The sequence below is a fragment of the Leptolyngbya sp. UWPOB_LEPTO1 genome (assembly GCF_017302695.1).
Lineage (GTDB): Bacteria > Cyanobacteriota > Cyanobacteriia > Leptolyngbyales > Leptolyngbyaceae > Leptolyngbya > Leptolyngbya boryana.
The window spans coordinates 1-16221 of sequence record NZ_JAFLCJ010000026.1; the positions used below are offsets into that span (position 1 = coordinate 1).

14 protein-coding genes are annotated in these 16221 nt (G+C 45.9%); 11 read left to right on the forward strand and 3 right to left on the reverse strand.

The features are described from left to right. Nucleotides 1–566: 566 nt before the first annotated feature. Nucleotides 567–1145 (forward strand): Crp/Fnr family transcriptional regulator, encoded by a 579-nt coding sequence (locus J0L70_RS26880; protein ID WP_287456529.1) that lies wholly within the window; start codon nucleotides 567–569, stop codon nucleotides 1143–1145. A 124-nt stretch (nucleotides 1146–1269) separates the two neighbouring features. Here the strand turns inward: J0L70_RS26880 and J0L70_RS26885 are convergent, their stop codons facing one another. Further along, nucleotides 1270–2220 carry an NAD-dependent epimerase/dehydratase family protein gene (locus J0L70_RS26885; RefSeq protein ID WP_268242132.1) on the reverse strand — a complete coding sequence of 317 codons (951 nt, stop codon included), beginning with the start codon at nucleotides 2218–2220 and terminating at the stop codon, nucleotides 1270–1272. A 440-nt stretch (nucleotides 2221–2660) separates the two neighbouring features. On the opposite strand from J0L70_RS26885, the gene rppA reads away from it, so the two are divergent. The 6 genes from rppA (at nucleotide 2661) to cbiB (ending at nucleotide 9285) form a co-directional block, all read left to right on the forward strand. Beyond that, a complete protein-coding gene (rppA, locus tag J0L70_RS26890) occupies nucleotides 2661–3347 on the forward strand; it encodes a two-component system response regulator RppA (protein WP_017291438.1) in 687 nt (228 codons plus the stop codon). Between the two features lie 16 nt (nucleotides 3348–3363). After that, nucleotides 3364–4695 (forward strand): two-component system sensor histidine kinase RppB, encoded by a 1332-nt coding sequence (rppB, locus tag J0L70_RS26895; RefSeq protein WP_287456530.1) that lies wholly within the window; start codon nucleotides 3364–3366, stop codon nucleotides 4693–4695. A 210-nt stretch (nucleotides 4696–4905) separates the two neighbouring features. Further along, complete coding sequence (locus J0L70_RS26900; RefSeq protein WP_287456531.1) at nucleotides 4906–6849, forward strand: APC family permease; 1944 nt, start codon at nucleotides 4906–4908, stop codon at nucleotides 6847–6849. A 122-nt stretch (nucleotides 6850–6971) separates the two neighbouring features. Then, nucleotides 6972–7769 (forward strand): superantigen-like protein SSL4, encoded by a 798-nt coding sequence (locus J0L70_RS26905; RefSeq protein ID WP_268242129.1) that lies wholly within the window; start codon nucleotides 6972–6974, stop codon nucleotides 7767–7769. Further along, a complete protein-coding gene (locus J0L70_RS26910; RefSeq protein WP_287456532.1) occupies nucleotides 7769–8326 on the forward strand; it encodes a molybdenum cofactor guanylyltransferase in 558 nt (185 codons plus the stop codon). The genes J0L70_RS26905 and J0L70_RS26910 overlap by 1 nt, the downstream gene beginning before the upstream one ends. Further along, nucleotides 8314–9285: an adenosylcobinamide-phosphate synthase CbiB gene (cbiB, locus tag J0L70_RS26915; RefSeq protein ID WP_287456533.1), complete on the forward strand. Its 972-nt coding sequence runs from the start codon at nucleotides 8314–8316 to the stop codon at nucleotides 9283–9285. Before J0L70_RS26910 ends, cbiB begins: the two co-directional genes overlap by 13 nt. 22 nt (nucleotides 9286–9307) lie before the next feature. Here the strand turns inward: cbiB and J0L70_RS26920 are convergent, their stop codons facing one another. Both J0L70_RS26920 and J0L70_RS26925 read right to left on the reverse strand, forming a co-directional pair. Then, nucleotides 9308–9988 carry a response regulator gene (locus J0L70_RS26920; protein WP_017291444.1) on the reverse strand — a complete coding sequence of 227 codons (681 nt, stop codon included), beginning with the start codon at nucleotides 9986–9988 and terminating at the stop codon, nucleotides 9308–9310. 1 nt (nucleotide 9989) lies between these two features. Then, nucleotides 9990–11087, reverse strand: coding sequence for a sensor histidine kinase (locus J0L70_RS26925; protein WP_287456534.1), 1098 nt, complete (start codon nucleotides 11085–11087; stop codon nucleotides 9990–9992). 293 nt (nucleotides 11088–11380) lie between these two features. Here J0L70_RS26925 and kdpA point away from each other — a divergent pair, with 293 nt between their 5' ends. The 4 genes from kdpA to kdpC are packed head-to-tail and all read left to right on the forward strand — an operon-like array spanning nucleotide 11381 to nucleotide 16188. Beyond that, nucleotides 11381–13117 (forward strand): potassium-transporting ATPase subunit KdpA, encoded by a 1737-nt coding sequence (kdpA, locus tag J0L70_RS26930; RefSeq protein ID WP_287456535.1) that lies wholly within the window; start codon nucleotides 11381–11383, stop codon nucleotides 13115–13117. Between the two features lie 58 nt (nucleotides 13118–13175). Beyond that, nucleotides 13176–15302 carry a potassium-transporting ATPase subunit KdpB gene (gene kdpB / locus J0L70_RS26935; protein WP_287456536.1) on the forward strand — a complete coding sequence of 709 codons (2127 nt, stop codon included), beginning with the start codon at nucleotides 13176–13178 and terminating at the stop codon, nucleotides 15300–15302. Nucleotides 15303–15311: 9 nt separating this feature from the next. Further along, nucleotides 15312–15572: a potassium-transporting ATPase subunit F gene (locus J0L70_RS26940; RefSeq protein WP_199329315.1), complete on the forward strand. Its 261-nt coding sequence runs from the start codon at nucleotides 15312–15314 to the stop codon at nucleotides 15570–15572. Between the two features lies 1 nt (nucleotide 15573). Beyond that, on the forward strand, nucleotides 15574–16188 hold the full coding sequence (gene kdpC / locus J0L70_RS26945; RefSeq protein WP_287456537.1) for a K(+)-transporting ATPase subunit C: 615 nt from the start codon (nucleotides 15574–15576) through the stop codon (nucleotides 16186–16188). The last annotated feature ends 33 nt before the right edge of the window (nucleotides 16189–16221 follow it).

Below are 16221 nucleotides of genomic sequence, written 5' to 3' on the forward strand. Positions count from 1 at the left end.
CTCTTTAGCGGCGTTGGCAACGGGGCTAGCGCTATTGGGACTAGAAGAAGTTGAAGCGGTGTTGCCGCCGCAGGAGGCGATAGCGACACTTAGGGTGGTGCCGATCACAAAGAGTGAAACGAATTTTTTCAGCGATCGTAAATTAAATAGCGGTCTGTTTTGCTTCAACTTCATGAATTGTTCTCCTAATCTACGGTAATATTGTAGGATTACCGTTCTTTTCAGCTTTCAATCGTATCGGAGAAAGAGATAAAGCGCAAGAAAATACTCCCATTTTTTGATCGGATTACTTGAGATTAGGATTGTTTTAAGGCTTGTAGAGGAGTCAGCGCGCGCGTTTCTATGAATCTGCGTCAGAAGTCTTTTTTGGTCTATTGCGTCTGTGACATCTAGATGACTGAATTTAATCATTCAGTGAGTACACTCAAATGCCGTAGATGATCAAACCCTCTCGGGTTGCGGCAGCCTTAACAAATTCATCATGTTCAAGATCGTGACAATTTGCACTTGGCGATCTACGATATTGAAATACTCCGGTAATCCTATAGATAAATAGGATTTATGTAATGACCAGTTTATTCTCTTCACCTTTCTCGTCTGCGGTTCACTCTCACGACTTTGGACTGCGATCACTGCTCGATCAAAGGTTCAAACTTTGGCGGATTGAATCGGGAGTCGCGCGATCGCTCACTTGGCTAGAAGACGGAACGATCATCACACTTGGCATTTGGGGTGCCGGGGACATTGTGGGTCAGGCGCTTTCTTGTGTAGATCCTTATCAAGTGGAATGCCTCACAAAAGTCACTGCAACGCCGCTATCCTCAGAACAATGGCAACCTGATGCAGCGTTGCTGCTGTCTCATCTCCAACAGATGGAACAATTAGCTGTGATTCGCAGTCATCGAAAAGTCGATGCCATGATGATTAAGCTGCTGAATTGGTTAGCAAAGCGATTCGGACGAGAAGTAGAAGCTGGAAATTTAATTGATCTGAAGCTCACCCATCAAGATATTGCGGATGTGTTGGGAACAACGCGCGTGACAGTGACACGGATTCTTGGACAATTTGAGGAACAAGGCGTGATTGAGCGATCGCTGCGTCGCATTGTCTTGCGAGAATCGGAAGCTTGGCACTATGAAATTTAAGTCTTAATTTCAAGCTTGAAATTAAGACTTAAATCATACGATTCGTCTTGATCTGGATTCGAGCTTCTAATGGCTCTGAGTCTTCTGATTTCAAAGGATGCTGTTCAAAATGCAGCTTGCTTGCTCAGAGCGCTAAGTTTAGTGCATGAGGCAAATATAAATCTCGATGAGCAGAGTACCACTGCACAGTATTCATCAGTCCCTGTTTTAGAGCAGTTTTCGGCATCCAACCGAGTATTGACCGAGTATTGTCCAAGTTTGCTACACGAACTTGCTCCATAGGTCGATCAGGTAATGCACCAAATAGAGGCTGAATACTCGGATCGATCAAGCGATTCAGGTTTTGAACAATCTCTGAAATAGGAGTCAAGCGACTTGACCCTAGCTCGAAAGTACACCCTTCTATATTGGGCACGTGAGCGGCTGCGATTAAGCCATCCACAACATCATCTACGTAAACCCAATCGACCTGACGCTGACCACTGCTTAACTGTGGCGCTTTTCCTTCTAATAATGAAAGAGTCACGTAAGGAATCAGCTTCTTGATATCTTTCTGGGCTGGTCCATACACCATAAAGATACGAGCATTGACGATCGGGACTTGATAGAGCTGATAGAACATCTGGGCATAGGCACTGCTTGCCCATTTTGCGGCAGCATAGGGCGAGGATGGAATGGGAACATCGCCCGCATTTGGCTCTTCTAATGATCCGGCTAAGACAATCCTCTGTCCGCCAAATTCAGCCATCAGCGTTAGCAGATTGACCGTGCTCACCAAATTATTTTCTAGAGTCGATCGCACAGCATCCATGCTACGTGAACCTGATACATAGCTTGCTAAGTGAAAGACAATATCAGGCTTAATGCTCTTCCAAATTTGCCGCAGCTCATCAAAATTTTTCACATCTCCCTGAAGCCACTGCATCGCGGCATGAGGCGATGATCGCTTCAGTCGAGAGATTCCATAAACCTCTGCTCCAGAGCAAAGGAGCTGTCGGCAAAGATGTTCTCCAATGAAGCCAGACGCGCCTGTGACTAATACCTTTTGTGTGCTAAACAACTGGGGCAAATTCATATTTTTGATAGTAAGGTAAGCTGACTTTTTACTTCTGAAAATAACTGAGCAATGTGAACTACATAATGCTTATCTTCTGCTCGGACTAATTGTTTCTAATTAGTGAAAGCTCATCTTGAAGGTTTTGCCTAATTAGACTTTTAGAACAAACAGCTAAAACTTTGCAAGGATTTTGGGCAGATTTCTACATTTTGGATGATACGACGGTATTGTTGTCTGAAATTGCTTTGTGCACCCTTATCCTGACTCTAACAACAAAGAGTGAAATAAGGATGAAATTTTTTGTGATGAAATTCCCCAGAACTTTTCCGAGGATCAGAGAAAATAACATTTAGAAATATTGCTTTAAGTTGCGACATTTCATCTTGATTTCATCCTTATCTGCTAATAATGCAAATAGCAGCTAGAGTGATCGATTTTAGGTAGAAAGTGCGAACGCTATGCGAATTCTTCTTGTTGAGGATGAGCCAGACTTAGGGAGTGCGATCGAGAAAGCGCTAACGCGCGAACGTTACATTGTCGATTGGACAAAAAATGGTAATGAAGCTTGGGAGTATCTCACTCAATCCCAAGCACAGTATATGCTGGCTGTGATTGATTGGATGTTGCCTGGTTTGTCTGGGATTGAAATCTGCAATCGGCTTCGGGCACAAAGAAAATCATTGCCTGTGCTGCTCCTAACTGCACGAGATAGTATCAGCGATCGTGTGACTGGATTAGATGCAGGCGCGGATGACTATCTGGTTAAACCGTTTGGCATGGCAGAATTGCTTGCCCGACTGCGAGCGCTGCAGCGTCGATCCCCTCAAGTTCAAGCTCAGACTCTTCAGGTTGGCTCGCTCATCTTAGACTATGGTTCCTCTTGTGTGAAGCTTCAAGCATCAGAGGCAAAAGTCCTGCTGACTGCGAAGGAATTTCAACTTCTGGAGTATTTGATGAAGCATACGAATCAAATCGTCAGTACTGAGCAAATCCGCAATCAGCTTTGGACACTCAACTCAGACTCGGTGAGTAATGTTGTTGCGGCACAAGTGCGCCTACTGCGTCGAAAGTTGGCAGAACAAGACTTAGGTCACGCGATCGAAACAGTTTATGGACTAGGATATCGATTGAATCTTCCCACATAAGGCTTATGTAGAGCTTATGCACCAAAATCGACTGTTTAATCGAACGCGACTACAGCTTGCAGCTTGGTATGCAGGAGTTATGGGAGCGATTTTGGGTGTTTGTGGCGTTGCGGTTTATCTACATCTAGCAGAAACTCATTTTGAAGCGATCGCTGGCGAAATTCAAACCTTAGTAGGGTCTTTACATGACAGCATTGAACCGATGCTCGAAAAACCGGGCGAACTGCATCCGCGTGTCAGGCAGATTCTTCCCGGACTTTGTGTTGGAGGTCAGCTTTGCCGCCCGGTTAAAACATCACATATTCATGTTTTAGGAGCCGATTACCAAGATCCCTACTATGTGAGATTCACAAACCTATCCTTCCAAACATTAGCAACAGTTAACACTCCCCCCCCGGCAGATTCTGCTGCTCAAGGCAAAAATTGGCAAATCCTCACAGACGAGAAAGGACGACGCTATCATCAATTCTCAATGGTGTTGACGACTTCAGCAGGGCAGCCTTGGGGCTATATTCAAGTTGGACGATCGCTCTCTGGATATCAACGATATCTTGCCTCGCTGAAAGTGTTTCTGCTGATTGGCTTACCGATAGCAATGGTGTCAATTGGGGGAGCAAGCTGGTGGCTAGCCGGATTAGCGATGCAGCCTGTGTATAATTCGTATCGACAAATCCAGCAATTCACCGCAGATGCTGCCCATGAACTGAGAACGCCTCTTGCTGCAATTCAAGCGACGGTTGAGACAACCTTAGGTACAGAAAATCTGAACTTGATTGAAGCTCAGACGACTCTGCAAACGATTACTCGTCAGAATCAGAGGCTGGCTCAAATCGTTCAAGATCTGCTGATGCTGTCTCGGATGGATCTGAAAGTCTTACCGACTAAACATCAGAACTGTTGTTTAGATGATTTATTGCACGATTTAGTTGAAGAATTTGCTGCTTTCGCGATCTCCGCTAAAGTTTCCTTAGAACTCTCAATCCAGGCTCAAGATCTCTATGTTGTTGGAGATGAAGAACAGCTCTACCGTTTAGTCATGAACCTGATTACGAATGCCATCCAATATTCGTATCCTGGTGGGACTGTAATGTTGCGATTGCTCAAAGAAGACTCGACTGCCATCATTCAAGTTGAAGATACAGGGGTTGGAATCGAGACAGCGGAGCAGACTCGAATTTTTGACCGATTTTATCGTGTGAACCAAGACCGCTCTCGGCAGACGGGCGGGGCAGGATTGGGACTGGCGATCGCTCAAGCGATTGTGGAGCTTCACAAGGGAAGTCTTAAAGTTCAAAGCCAATTCGGAAAAGGGAGTATTTTTACACTTCGCCTGCCGCTTAAGACTTAGCCATGATCGAGCCATGACTTGCATTGAGCGTTCTCAATCGTCCGCACCTACTGATAGACAGATTGTATAGGTTGAATATTTCTTGTTAGTCTCAGGTAGAGGAAACACTGACTATAGTTCTCTAAGTGAGCAGGGCGCTTTCTAATTTCCTTGATGGGCTTGTGGTAGAAGTATTGAATGCGATCGCATTTTCTTGAATGTGCTTAAAAAATGGTCAAGCCGAATCCTCCTAGTCAACACCGCAGTCCTTTTCTCAATTGGCTGCTAGAAGAAGAACATCACGAGCGAGAAGGACCCTATCACAAAGCACAGACTGAGCGGAAGTACCCTTGGTGGCAAGTGATGTGCTTAACGGGGGTGGATTATTTTTCAACGCTGGGATATCAGCCTGGGATTGCTGCCTTAGCTGCAGGGGCGTTATCTCCGATCGCGACATTTATCTTAGTCTTACTCACTTTGTTTGGAGCCTTACCGATCTATCGGCGAATTGCAATGAATAGTCCGCATGGAGAAGGCTCGATCGCGATGCTCGAACATTTACTAGCATGGTGGCAGGGCAAGTTTTTCGTACTCTGTCTCCTCGGCTTTGTCGCGACCGATTTTATCATTACGATTACACTCTCTGCCGCAGATGCCACTGCACATATTGTAGAGAATCCGATGGTTCCGGAATTTCTGCACAGTCAGACAGTGGGTATTACGCTGATGCTGATTACATTACTCGGAATTGTGTTTTTGCGAGGATTTCGAGAAGCGATCGGGCTTGCTGTAGTGCTGGTATTTGCTTATCTTGCTTTGAATTTAATCACGATCTCAGTGAGTGCCCTGCACATTTTGAATCAACCGAGCGTGATTACAGATTGGCAAGCGGCTCTCTTTGCCGATCGCAGTAATCCGATTCTTTTACTGGCATCGGCTGCTTTACTCTTTCCCAAGCTTGCATTAGGGCTATCTGGGTTTGAAACGGGCGTGGCAGTGATGCCACTCGTGCAAGGAAGTGGAAACGACACAGAACCAAAACCGCGTGGCAGAATTCGCAATACTCACAAATTGCTGCTGACTGCGGCTGTGACGATGAGCGTTTTCTTGATTGCGAGTAGTCTGGTGACGACGCTGTTGATTCCAGTTGCAGAATTTCAACCCGGCGGTGCAGCAAATGGGCGAGCATTAGCATATCTCGCTCATCGCTACTTGGGAAGTGGATTTGGAACACTTTACGACCTCAGCACAATTTCGATTCTATGGTTTGCTGGAGCGTCTGCAATGGCAGGACTGCTCAATATTGTGCCGCGTTATCTGCCGCGCTATGGCATGGCTCCAAATTGGGCAAGAGCTGCCCGACCGCTGGTGTTGGTTTATATTGCGATCGCGTTTACGGTGACGGTAGTTTTTCAAGCAGATGTGGAAGCTCAAGGGGGTGCTTATGCAACTGGCGTATTAGTGTTAATGAGTTCGGCAGCATTTGCGGTGACACTCTCTGCTTATCGCCGTAGAGCTACCCGCAGTATTTTGCTCTTTGGCTTAATTACGTTAGTTTTTGTTTATACCACTGTTGTTAACATTATTGAACGTCCTGAGGGCATTCGGATTGCGGCTTTGTTTATTGCCACGATCGTGATTACGTCACTGATTTCTCGGATTTGGCGATCGACCGAATTGCGAGTTGAGCGAATTGATCTAGATGCAAGTGCCCGTCAGTTGATCAACGATGAACGTGCTCATATGATTCGACTGATTGCGAATCGTAAACAGGCAGGGGATTGGCAAGAATATTTTCTCAAAGAACAACAAGTTCGTGAAGATAACCATATTCCAGATGCAGAGCCGATTCTATTTTTAGAAGTTGAGATCTCGGATGCGTCGGAATTTTCCGAAACGATTCAAATTCAAGGCGTTGAAGTGGGAGAATATCGAATTTTGCGTGCCCGGAGTGCCGCAGTCCCAAACGCGATCGCTGCGATTTTGCTTTACTTGCGCAACGAAACGGGTAAGCTGCCCCATGTCTATTTTGGATGGGCAGAAGGTAATCCCGTGAAGTATTTGGCACGATTTATTCTATTTGGTGAGGGTGATATTCCAGTGTTGACCCGTGAGGTATTGCGGAAAGCAGAACGCGACCCTCAACAGCGTCCTAGAATTCACGTAGGCGGATAATCTCGATTTTGAATGGATTTGAGAAATGAAAAAATTGGAATTTGAGCTAGAATTCAAATTTCGGCTCGATGCTTTTGGGATGGCAAGACTACATCCTATTTTTACCGTTTAGGTGGTTGCAGATGCTTCAACGATCCAATCTCCGTGTTGTGATGAGCGCGCTTCTCATCGGTCACATGAACTTGACAATGGTCGGCTGTGCAAGTTCTACTCCATCTTCTGCGCCACCAGGACAGAGCGGATCAACCCCGATCGCAGAAGCTCAACCCAAGCAGACCCCAAATTCATCGGAGAGTTCAGGCGCTCAACCCGAAAAAACCGAGGCTCCAGCTAGTACCCAACCAACAGCAGAAGTAAAGCCCAAATCTCAGTCTGTCCCATCCTCGAAAACCTCTGCCTCGTCTGAAATTGCGATGCCGGATATTCCTCAGGATAAAGTGATCAGCGCGGTTAAAGCAGATTGGAATGGAGATAGTATCACCGATCGCGCAATCTTAACTGTTTCAGAAGCCGATGCTACGGAGACGGATCTGCTGATCTATCTTTCAGATCCGTCTCAAAAGTCTAGACTTGCACTGAGTAAGCGAAATGTTGCTTGGCGTGGCGCAATGTATGGCACACAGCCTTCGCTGTCCGTAAACCCTCAAGGTTCTCTCGTCATCAATTCTGCAAATGATGCGATTGGTCGCGATCGCTGGAGCAAAAAGATTACAGCGATGTACGAAAATGGAGAGTTTGTTGTGGCAGGGTACACCTACTCTTATCACGACACGCTTGATCTTGCAGTGGGTGGTACTTGTGATGTGAATTTGCTGACAGGCAGAGGTGTGAAGAATAATCAAGAATTTAGAACAACGCTCAAACCGATGAATTTGGAAAATTGGACAGAGGATTCTGAACCCAAAGAGTGTAATTTCTAATGAATCTGAGTGCGATCGTATTAGCGGGTGGAAATAGTTCTCGAATGGGTCAAGACAAAGCTCTACTTGAGATTGATGGGGTTCCTCTACTCAAACGAACTTGTGATGCAGCAAGACACTGTACTGATTTGATTTATATTGTGACTTCGTGGCGCGATCGCTATGAGCCAATGGTGTCTGACGTGCAATGGATTGAAGAATCCAGTCCGCGATCGCCGATTGTTGGTTTTGCAGAAGCACTTGAACAGGTTGCGACTGAGTGGGTTTTACTACTCGCTTGCGATTTGCCTCGATTGCGGGGTGAGACGTTGAAACAGTGGACAACTCAACTCGCAGAAGTATCGATCGTAGTTGCAAAAACTGAGCAGAGATGGGAACCTTTGTGTGGATTTTACCGCCGCGATTGTCTACCAAGTTTGCAACGCTACATTGCACAAGGTCAGAGGTCGTTTCAGCATTGGTTAGATGCTGAAGTTGTCCAAGAGTTAGTAGTATCCGATCGTCAAATCTTGTTTAATTGCAATACTCCCGATGATTTGAAACAATGTCTGCCTTAATTTTAATTTGCTCAGCACTGCTTGATTTCTGGATTGGTGATCCGTGGAATTGGTTGCATCCAGTGCAGGTGATGGGTTGGGTGATCGAGCACTTTAAGCAAGTTACTTTTCGGCTTACTAAAAATGCGATCGCGCTGCGAATTGCAGGCGTGATTTTAACGATTGGATTAGGATTTGGAAGTGCTGGTATCAGTTGGGGGTTGATTCAGCTTGGAACATTCCTGCATCCGATTTTAGGAAGTGCGATCGCGGTCGTTTTACTTGCAAGCTGTTTTGCTGGACGGAGTTTGAGACGGGCAGCAGAAGATGTGATTGCAAGATTGGATCATTTAGATGAAGCGCGATCGCAACTTCGGCTTTATGTCGGGCGTGACACAGAGCATTTGTCAAAACCTGAGATTCTTAGGGCAGTTCTGGAAACTGTCACCGAGAATTCAGTCGATGGAGTGATGGCTCCATTGTTTTATGCCTTGATTGGGGCATTTACGCCTGTGGGAAGTGTTGCATTTGCGATCGCGTATAAAGCCGTTAGCACGCTCGATTCAATGATTGGATATCAGGCACCGCCTTTCACGGATCTTGGTTGGTTTAGTGCTAAAACTGATGATGTTTTGACTTGGTTTCCTTGTCGATTGACTGTGTTGACATTGGGTTTAATATCCGGCAGACCGTCTGAGGTATGGAAGCTGTGCCAGCGAGATGCACCTCAAGATCCAAGTCCTAATTCTGGATGGAGTGAATGTATCTATGCGGCTATCTTGAAGGTGCAAGTCGGTGGTGTGAATTACTATCAAGGAGTCGAAAAACATAAACCTCTGCTCGGAGAGCCTTTACAAGAGATCACAGTTGATACGATTTATCAAGCGCTCAGTTTGACGCGGGTTTGTTTTTTGAGTTGGTTAGCGATCGCATGTTTATTTTTACTACAGCACTTGCTGCTAGGCACTTTCGCAACTTAAACCTCAATCACTGCCTTTAAACCTAATCCTCTGATTTAGAAAGTTCATCAGGAGCAATGAGCTTTTGCTGCATCGCGATAATCGCGGCTTGAGTGCGATCGCGAACTTCTAGCTTCTGCAAGATAGCATGGACATGAACTCGCACCGTTCCGGGTGTAATGTATAGTATTTCAGCGATTTCTTGATTCGTTTTTCCGCGTGCGATCCATGCCAAAATTTCTTGCTCTCGTTGAGTCAGAGCCACTTTAGGATGATCCGGATCAGAAGTTCCTTGATGTTCAAAAGCAGCTCGAATTTCAGTCGTCGCGGTCGCATCCCACCATGATGCACCTGCTGCTACTGACTGAATCGCCAGAATCAGAAGTTGAGAAGGGCATCCTTTCAGACAATATCCTTGTGCCCCAGCTTCGATCATCCGATTGACGATCGCTTTTTGAGTATGAGACGTGAGAACTAGCACAGGTAGTGTCGGTACACACTGCCGAATTTGCCGACAAGTTTCAATTCCTCCAAGCCCTGATAGCCCAATATCTAAGACAACAATGTCGAGCGCTTGCGACTTAACTAGATCGAGTGCCGTTTCTCCATCTTCTGCTTCTGCGACAACCTCTAAGTTTGGTTCTCGATCGAGACGAACTCGCAAACCGAGACGGAATAGTTCATCATCTTCAACAAGAAGAATTTTTAGCGGTGGAGATGCCATCTTACACGACAGGGGAGTGAGGGAGAGTTGGCAGGCGAAATGCAAATACTGCTCCTCTTACCTGACCATTTTCTGCCCAAATTGTACCGCCATGTGCCTCGATAATTTGACGCGATAGATAGAGTCCGAGTCCAGACCCTTTGGTTTGACGATCGCTCTGTCCCTGATAAAATCGCTCAAATAGATGCAGAATTTCTTCAGACTGCACGCCTGCCCCGGTATCGATTACTTTTACCGTTTGATAAATTGAGCCAGGTTCTAGCGCAATTTCAACTTTGCCACCGCGAGAAGAATGATGAATGGCATTGGTCAGCAAATTTGCAATCACCCGCTGAAGCTGTAGCGGATCACCTTTGACCCAGAGAAATTTGCGAAAATCCGAAGCTCCATAATTCAGTGAAATATGAATGCGACGACTGGCTGCAAGTTCTCTCAGGGTTGTTGTGACTTCTTCTGTCAGTTTTACGAGATCGACAGGAACTGCATTGAGTTGAATGCCCTCATTATCGTTGCGGTAGACATCTAATAATGTTTCAACGATCTGTAAGGTGGTTCGATGACTTCTCATCATCATTGCTAGAACAGGTTGTTGGGCAGACTGCACCTCGCCAAAACTACCCTGTTGAAATGCTTTTAATGTTTCAATTGCTCCCAGTAACGGGGTTTTCAGATCATGTGTCAAAGTAGAAGCAAAATCTTCTCGAAGACGTGCAAGTTGTTCTTGGGATTTTAATTGACTCTGCTGTTGTAAGACAGTTTGCTGATATGACCGATTGCGATCGCTCAACATCCCTGTTACTACGATCGCGATTGTTGCGATGATTCGATTTGAGATCATTGCAGCATTAATGATCTCAAAATTGGGCAGCCAAACGTTGAGCATGGTCAGAATGCAAGCGATCGCCGTCAGTGTAAAAACGGCGCGTCGGCTCAAATGATGACTCGCAATCAGAATAGGACCAATGTATAGATAGCCAAATACATAGGCAGAAGGCGTGGCATATTCTAGGACAAATACGATCGCGAACAGAAATACGATGAGCCAGAATGCGTGAAGATGCCAATCTTTAGAACTAACAAACAGCTTGAAGAGTGACATTGGGCTGATCCGGAGGAGTCCTTTCTCAAAGTTTAAGCGATCTGCTTGAGAAAAAGGATGTTTCAATTCGCGTTTAGATGCAATCTATATCTATGCTAATAGCGCTTTCCTAAACACGACTCAGTGGAAGATATAGACGAGGCCCGTTTCAAAGTTATACCTTGTCAGATCGACAAAATCGTTCATGATAGTTCTCAGAGACGATTCAAATGCTTCGCGTGTTCGCTGCATTACGCTTCAAGTTTGAGCAAAAACAACTACTTCAATTTTTCTGTTGGAGTTCGAGATAAATTATGCTGGAAGGATGGTTTCAAATTGCGTTAACGCTGCTGATTGTAGTAGTGATTACCCCTTTTTTAGGTGGGTATATGGCGCGCATCTACTTGGGTCAGCGATCGTTACTTGACCCCGTGCTCAATGCGATCGAGTCGAGAATTTATCGCTTGAGTGGCTGTCAAGCACAGGAAAACATGACGGGCTGGCAGTATGCTAGAGCCGTATTGTTTAGCAATGTGGCGATGTCATTGCTGCTGGCTTTTATTTTGTTTGGTCAAGGCTGGCTTCCGTTGAATCCGACTTATCTCAGTTCGCCAACTTGGGATACGAATTTACATACAATCATTTCATTTATTACGAATACCAATCAGCAGCATTATTCTGGCGAAACGACCTATAGCTATTTTGCTCAGGTTGCTGGTTTAGGCTATATGTTCTTTGTCTCAGCAGCAACAGGGATGGCAGTGGGTGCTGCTTTTATCCGAGGGCTGACAGGTAGACCGCTTGGTAATTTTTATGTGGATCTGATTCGGACGATTACGCGGATTCATTTGCCGATCGCAATCTTGATCACGATTGTTCTTATCGCTGCTGGAACTCCGGAAACCCTCGGAAGTCCTATAGTCGTTCCGACTTTAGAAAATCCAGCAATCAGTCAAGCGATCGCACGCGGCCCGATCGCTCACTTTGAAGCAATGAAGGAACTTGGGGAAAACGGGGGTGGATTCTTTGCGATTAACTCAGCACACCCATTTGAGAATCCCAATCCGCTCACGAATCTCATCCAGATTATGAGCATGGTTGCTTTACCTGCTTCTTTTATCTACACCTATGGTGTGATTGCAAACAATCGTAAGCAAGCTTGGCTCGTCTATGGGCTAGTCATGTTCCTATTTATTGGCTTCGTCATTATCAATGGGATTGGGGAGTACAATGGCAATCCGGCAGTTAACGCGCTGCTTGGCGGTCAGGCTCCGAACCTAGAAGGAAAAGAAGTCCGCTTTGGTTGGGCACAATCGGCACTTTATGCCACGATGACGACTGGAACCATGACTGGAGCCGTCAATAGCTTGTACGACTCGTTTATGCCCAATGGTGGCTTTGTCACGCTCTCCAACATGCTGCTGCAAATTGTCTGGGGTGGACAAGGAACGGGCACAGCTTACCTTTTTGCTTACTTGCTTCTGGCAGTGTTTGTCACAGGATTGATGGTTGGTAGAACGCCAGAATTTTTGGGACGCAAGATCGAAAAGCGGGAAGTCGTGCTAGCGAGTTTTCTGATTTTGCTGGTGCATCCGATCGCGATTCTCCTACCTAGTGCGATCGCATTATCATTACCCAGTGCGCCTGATGGTGCGACGGCTCAAGGCTTTTTTAACGGTATTACTAATCCTGGCTTTCATGGCATGACTCAACTCCTGTATGAGTATGCGTCTGCTGCTGCAAACAATGGGTCTGGATTTGAAGGATTACTCGATAGTCAACCTGCACCCTCTGCATTGTGGTGGAACTTGAGTTGCTGCTTTAGTCTACTAGCAGGTCGTTATATTCCAATGGTTTCACTGCTGTTGCTTGCTGATAGCATGTCCCGCAAACAGCCTGTGCCTTTAACGAGTGGAACATTGAGAACTGATACCGGATTATTCATTGGTGTGACAGCAGGTGTGATTTTAATTCTCGGCGCACTCACATTCTTCCCTGTCTTGGCACTTGGACCGATCGCTGAAGCCTTTCAAATTGCTAGAGGCGGTTAGTTTGATCAACGACTAGAGTTATTTACTTCAGGATAACATTTCAACTGTTATGAAATCTATGCCGTCTCATTCAGGAAAATTGCCTCAGGGATCTCGTGACAATCGCAAACATACCGCTAAAGTCAAGCTGGATGGCTTGTATCAAAAAGCCGTCAAAGAGGCATTTGTTAAACTTGACCCGCGGATTGTCGTTAAAAATCCGGTGATGTTTGTGGTTTGGCTCGGTACGATCGTGACTTTGCTCGTCACGCTGGAGCCAAACTTATTTGGAACCGTGCAAGCTGATGTGAATCAACAACGCCTGCTCAATGGCATCATTACGTTGATTCTATTTTTTACAGTTGTTTTTGCGAATTTTGCAGAGGCAGTTGCAGAAGGACGTGGAAAAGCTCAAGCAGATTCACTGCGATCGACGCGATCGGATACTTCTGCTTTAAAAGTTTTTCCCAATGGCAAAACTCAGCAGGTGAGTTCTACTGCACTACGGCGAGGTGATTTGGTTCGAGTCGTGGCTGGAGACATGATTCCAGCTGATGGGGAAGTGATCGAAGGCATTGCTTCTGTAGATGAATCTGCAATCACTGGAGAATCGGCTCCGGTGCTGAAGCAACCCGGTACAGACATTATGAGTTCGGTTACGGGTGGGACTCGCATTATTTCTGACCAATTGTTACTCAAAATTACTCAAGATCCGGGGCAAGGCTTTATCGATCGGATGATTGCCCTCGTCGAAGGCGCAGCACGCACGAAAACGCCGAACGAGATTGCTTTAACTGTGTTACTTGCAGTTCTGACCCAGGTGTTTTTGATTGTGGTTACGACCGTTCCCCCAATTGCAAACCATGTTGCAAACTTTTTAGAAACAACGCTCGGAGGAGAGGTCGCAAATAGCTTCCGCTTGGGAGCCAGCATCGCGATTTTAATTTCGCTGCTCGTGGCATTAATTCCGACGACAATCGGGGGCTTGTTGAGCGCGATCGGGATTGCGGGAATGGATCGAGTGGCGCAGTTTAACGTGATTGCGACTTCTGGACGAGCTGTTGAAGCTTGTGGAGATGTCAATACACTCGTGCTTGATAAAACTGGAACGATCACGCTTGGGAACCGTCTCGCTGACGAGTTTATTCCAGTGAATGGTCATTCACTCGTAGAGGTTGCCGATATCTGTCTTGCTGCTAGCTTATTCGATGAAACCCCAGAAGGACGATCAATTGTCCAGCTCGCTCAAAATTTAGGTGCGAATTTTGCCTTAAATGGAAAAGCGGCTGAAGGGGTTGAATTTTCAGCTCGAACTCGCCTGAGTGGGACAGATATTGGAGGCATTGAGTATCGTAAGGGAGCAGTGGATGCTGTGAAAGGCTTTGTGCGATCGCGAGGTGGACAGGTTCCTGCTGCACTCGACGAAGCTTATGAGCGTGTCTCTCGATTCGGAGGAACGCCGCTTGCGGTCTGCCAAGGCAGTGATATGTACGGCGTGATCTACCTTAAAGACATTGTAAAACCGGGACTTCGCGAACGATTTGATCAACTCCGTCGCATGGGAGTCAAGACGATTATGCTAACTGGAGATAATCGCATCACAGCTTCAGTCATTGCTCAAGAAGCAGGGGTGGATGATTTTATTGCAGAAGCGACTCCTGAAGACAAGATTGACGTGATTCGCCGCGAACAATCTGAAGGTAAGCTCGTTGCGATGACGGGCGATGGAACCAATGATGCGCCTGCTCTCGCTCAAGCCAATGTCGGCTTAGCAATGAATTCTGGCACACAGGCTGCGAAAGAAGCTGCCAATATGGTTGATCTAGATTCTGATCCGACTAAACTGATTGACTTAGTGACGATTGGCAAACAGCTTCTCATTACCCGAGGAGCATTGACCACATTCTCGATCGCGAATGACATTGCGAAGTATTTTGCAATCATTCCTACTATCTTTGCTGCTGCTGGAATTGGTGCATTGAACATTATGGGTTTAAAGAGTGCAGAATCCGCGATCGTATCTGCCTTAATCTACAACGCGCTGATCATTCCTGTACTGATTCCATTAGCCCTAAAAGGTGTGCAATTTCGTCCGCTCACTGCCGATCAATTGCTCAAGCGCAATATGTTGGTCTATGGCTTGGGTGGCATTGTTGCACCTTTTATTGCGATTAAAGCGATCGACCTGATTTTGCCGTTATCCTAGTAACCCGCTATGAAATTCAATTTACCTCACAATCTCACTCCAGTGTTTGAAGATACGATCGAAATGCTTTTAGCATGGCGCAGAAGAAAACTGCCTCTGTATTTGTTCTTGGCACTTTGTTTTAATCTTGTTCTTGCACCTGTGGTCTATGCTGCTAGTAGTTCTCAGCTTTCTCGCTCCCAAGCTTGGTCACTGGGACTACTTGGCTTATTAATCGTTGCGTTGTCTGTTTACTTGTTTTTTGTGATGTTTGCGCCGGAGAAATTCTAAAATGAGCTTTGTACGTGAGGCAGGTAGAGCCGTTCGTTCTACTTTCGTTCTTTGGGTTCTGACTGCTTTGATTTATCCATTTGTGATGATTGCGATCGGACAAATTGCCTTTCCATTTCAAGCAAATGGCAGTTTGATCAACAACGCTCAGGGACAACCGATTGGCTCAGCTTTAATTGGGCAACCGTTTACCAGCGATCGCTATTTCAATAGTCGCCCTAGTACTACAAACTATAGTACTGCCGATCCAAAAGCAGATTCGCTAGGGGTATTAAAAACAGGGGTTTCAGGTGCGAGTAATCTGGCTCCGAGTAATCCCGCTTTGCTCGATCGCATCAAAGGCGACATTCCCAGATTGCAGAAAGCAGGTGTGAAACCGACAGCCGATTTAGTTTACACATCAGGGTCAAGTCTTGATCCACATATCACACCCGAAGCAGCAAAAGCACAAATTGATCGAGTCGCAAAAGCACGAGGACTGCAACCGAATCAGATTGAAGCTTTGATCACCCAAAATACTGAGAATCGCTTCTTAGGCATTTTTGGTGAACCCGGAGTAAATGTATTAAAGCTGAACTTAGCGTTAGATGCTCTCAAACCTGCTCGGGCATCGTAACTGCAAAATCTAAGAGGCTAACTTAGAACTGTA

Excerpts from the sequence above, each read along its gene's own strand:
- J0L70_RS26910 (WP_287456532.1), top strand. The coding sequence starts at position 7,769 with ATGAATCTGAGTGCGATCGTATTAGCGGGTGGAAATAGTTCTCGAATG.
- J0L70_RS26900 (WP_287456531.1), top strand. The coding sequence starts at position 4,906 with ATGGTCAAGCCGAATCCTCCTAGTCAACACCGCAGTCCTTTTCTCAAT.
- rppB (WP_287456530.1), top strand. The coding sequence starts at position 3,364 with ATGCACCAAAATCGACTGTTTAATCGAACGCGACTACAGCTTGCAGCT.
- kdpA (WP_287456535.1), top strand. The coding sequence starts at position 11,381 with ATGCTGGAAGGATGGTTTCAAATTGCGTTAACGCTGCTGATTGTAGTA.
- kdpC (WP_287456537.1), top strand. The coding sequence starts at position 15,574 with ATGAGCTTTGTACGTGAGGCAGGTAGAGCCGTTCGTTCTACTTTCGTT.
- J0L70_RS26925 (WP_287456534.1), bottom strand. The coding sequence starts at position 11,087 with ATGTCACTCTTCAAGCTGTTTGTTAGTTCTAAAGATTGGCATCTTCAC.
- J0L70_RS26920 (WP_017291444.1), bottom strand. The coding sequence starts at position 9,988 with ATGGCATCTCCACCGCTAAAAATTCTTCTTGTTGAAGATGATGAACTA.
- J0L70_RS26905 (WP_268242129.1), top strand. The coding sequence starts at position 6,972 with ATGCTTCAACGATCCAATCTCCGTGTTGTGATGAGCGCGCTTCTCATC.
- rppA (WP_017291438.1), top strand. The coding sequence starts at position 2,661 with ATGCGAATTCTTCTTGTTGAGGATGAGCCAGACTTAGGGAGTGCGATC.
- J0L70_RS26880 (WP_287456529.1), top strand. The coding sequence starts at position 567 with ATGACCAGTTTATTCTCTTCACCTTTCTCGTCTGCGGTTCACTCTCAC.
- J0L70_RS26885 (WP_268242132.1), bottom strand. The coding sequence starts at position 2,220 with ATGAATTTGCCCCAGTTGTTTAGCACACAAAAGGTATTAGTCACAGGC.
- J0L70_RS26940 (WP_199329315.1), top strand. The coding sequence starts at position 15,312 with ATGAAATTCAATTTACCTCACAATCTCACTCCAGTGTTTGAAGATACG.
- cbiB (WP_287456533.1), top strand. The coding sequence starts at position 8,314 with ATGTCTGCCTTAATTTTAATTTGCTCAGCACTGCTTGATTTCTGGATT.
- kdpB (WP_287456536.1), top strand. The coding sequence starts at position 13,176 with ATGCCGTCTCATTCAGGAAAATTGCCTCAGGGATCTCGTGACAATCGC.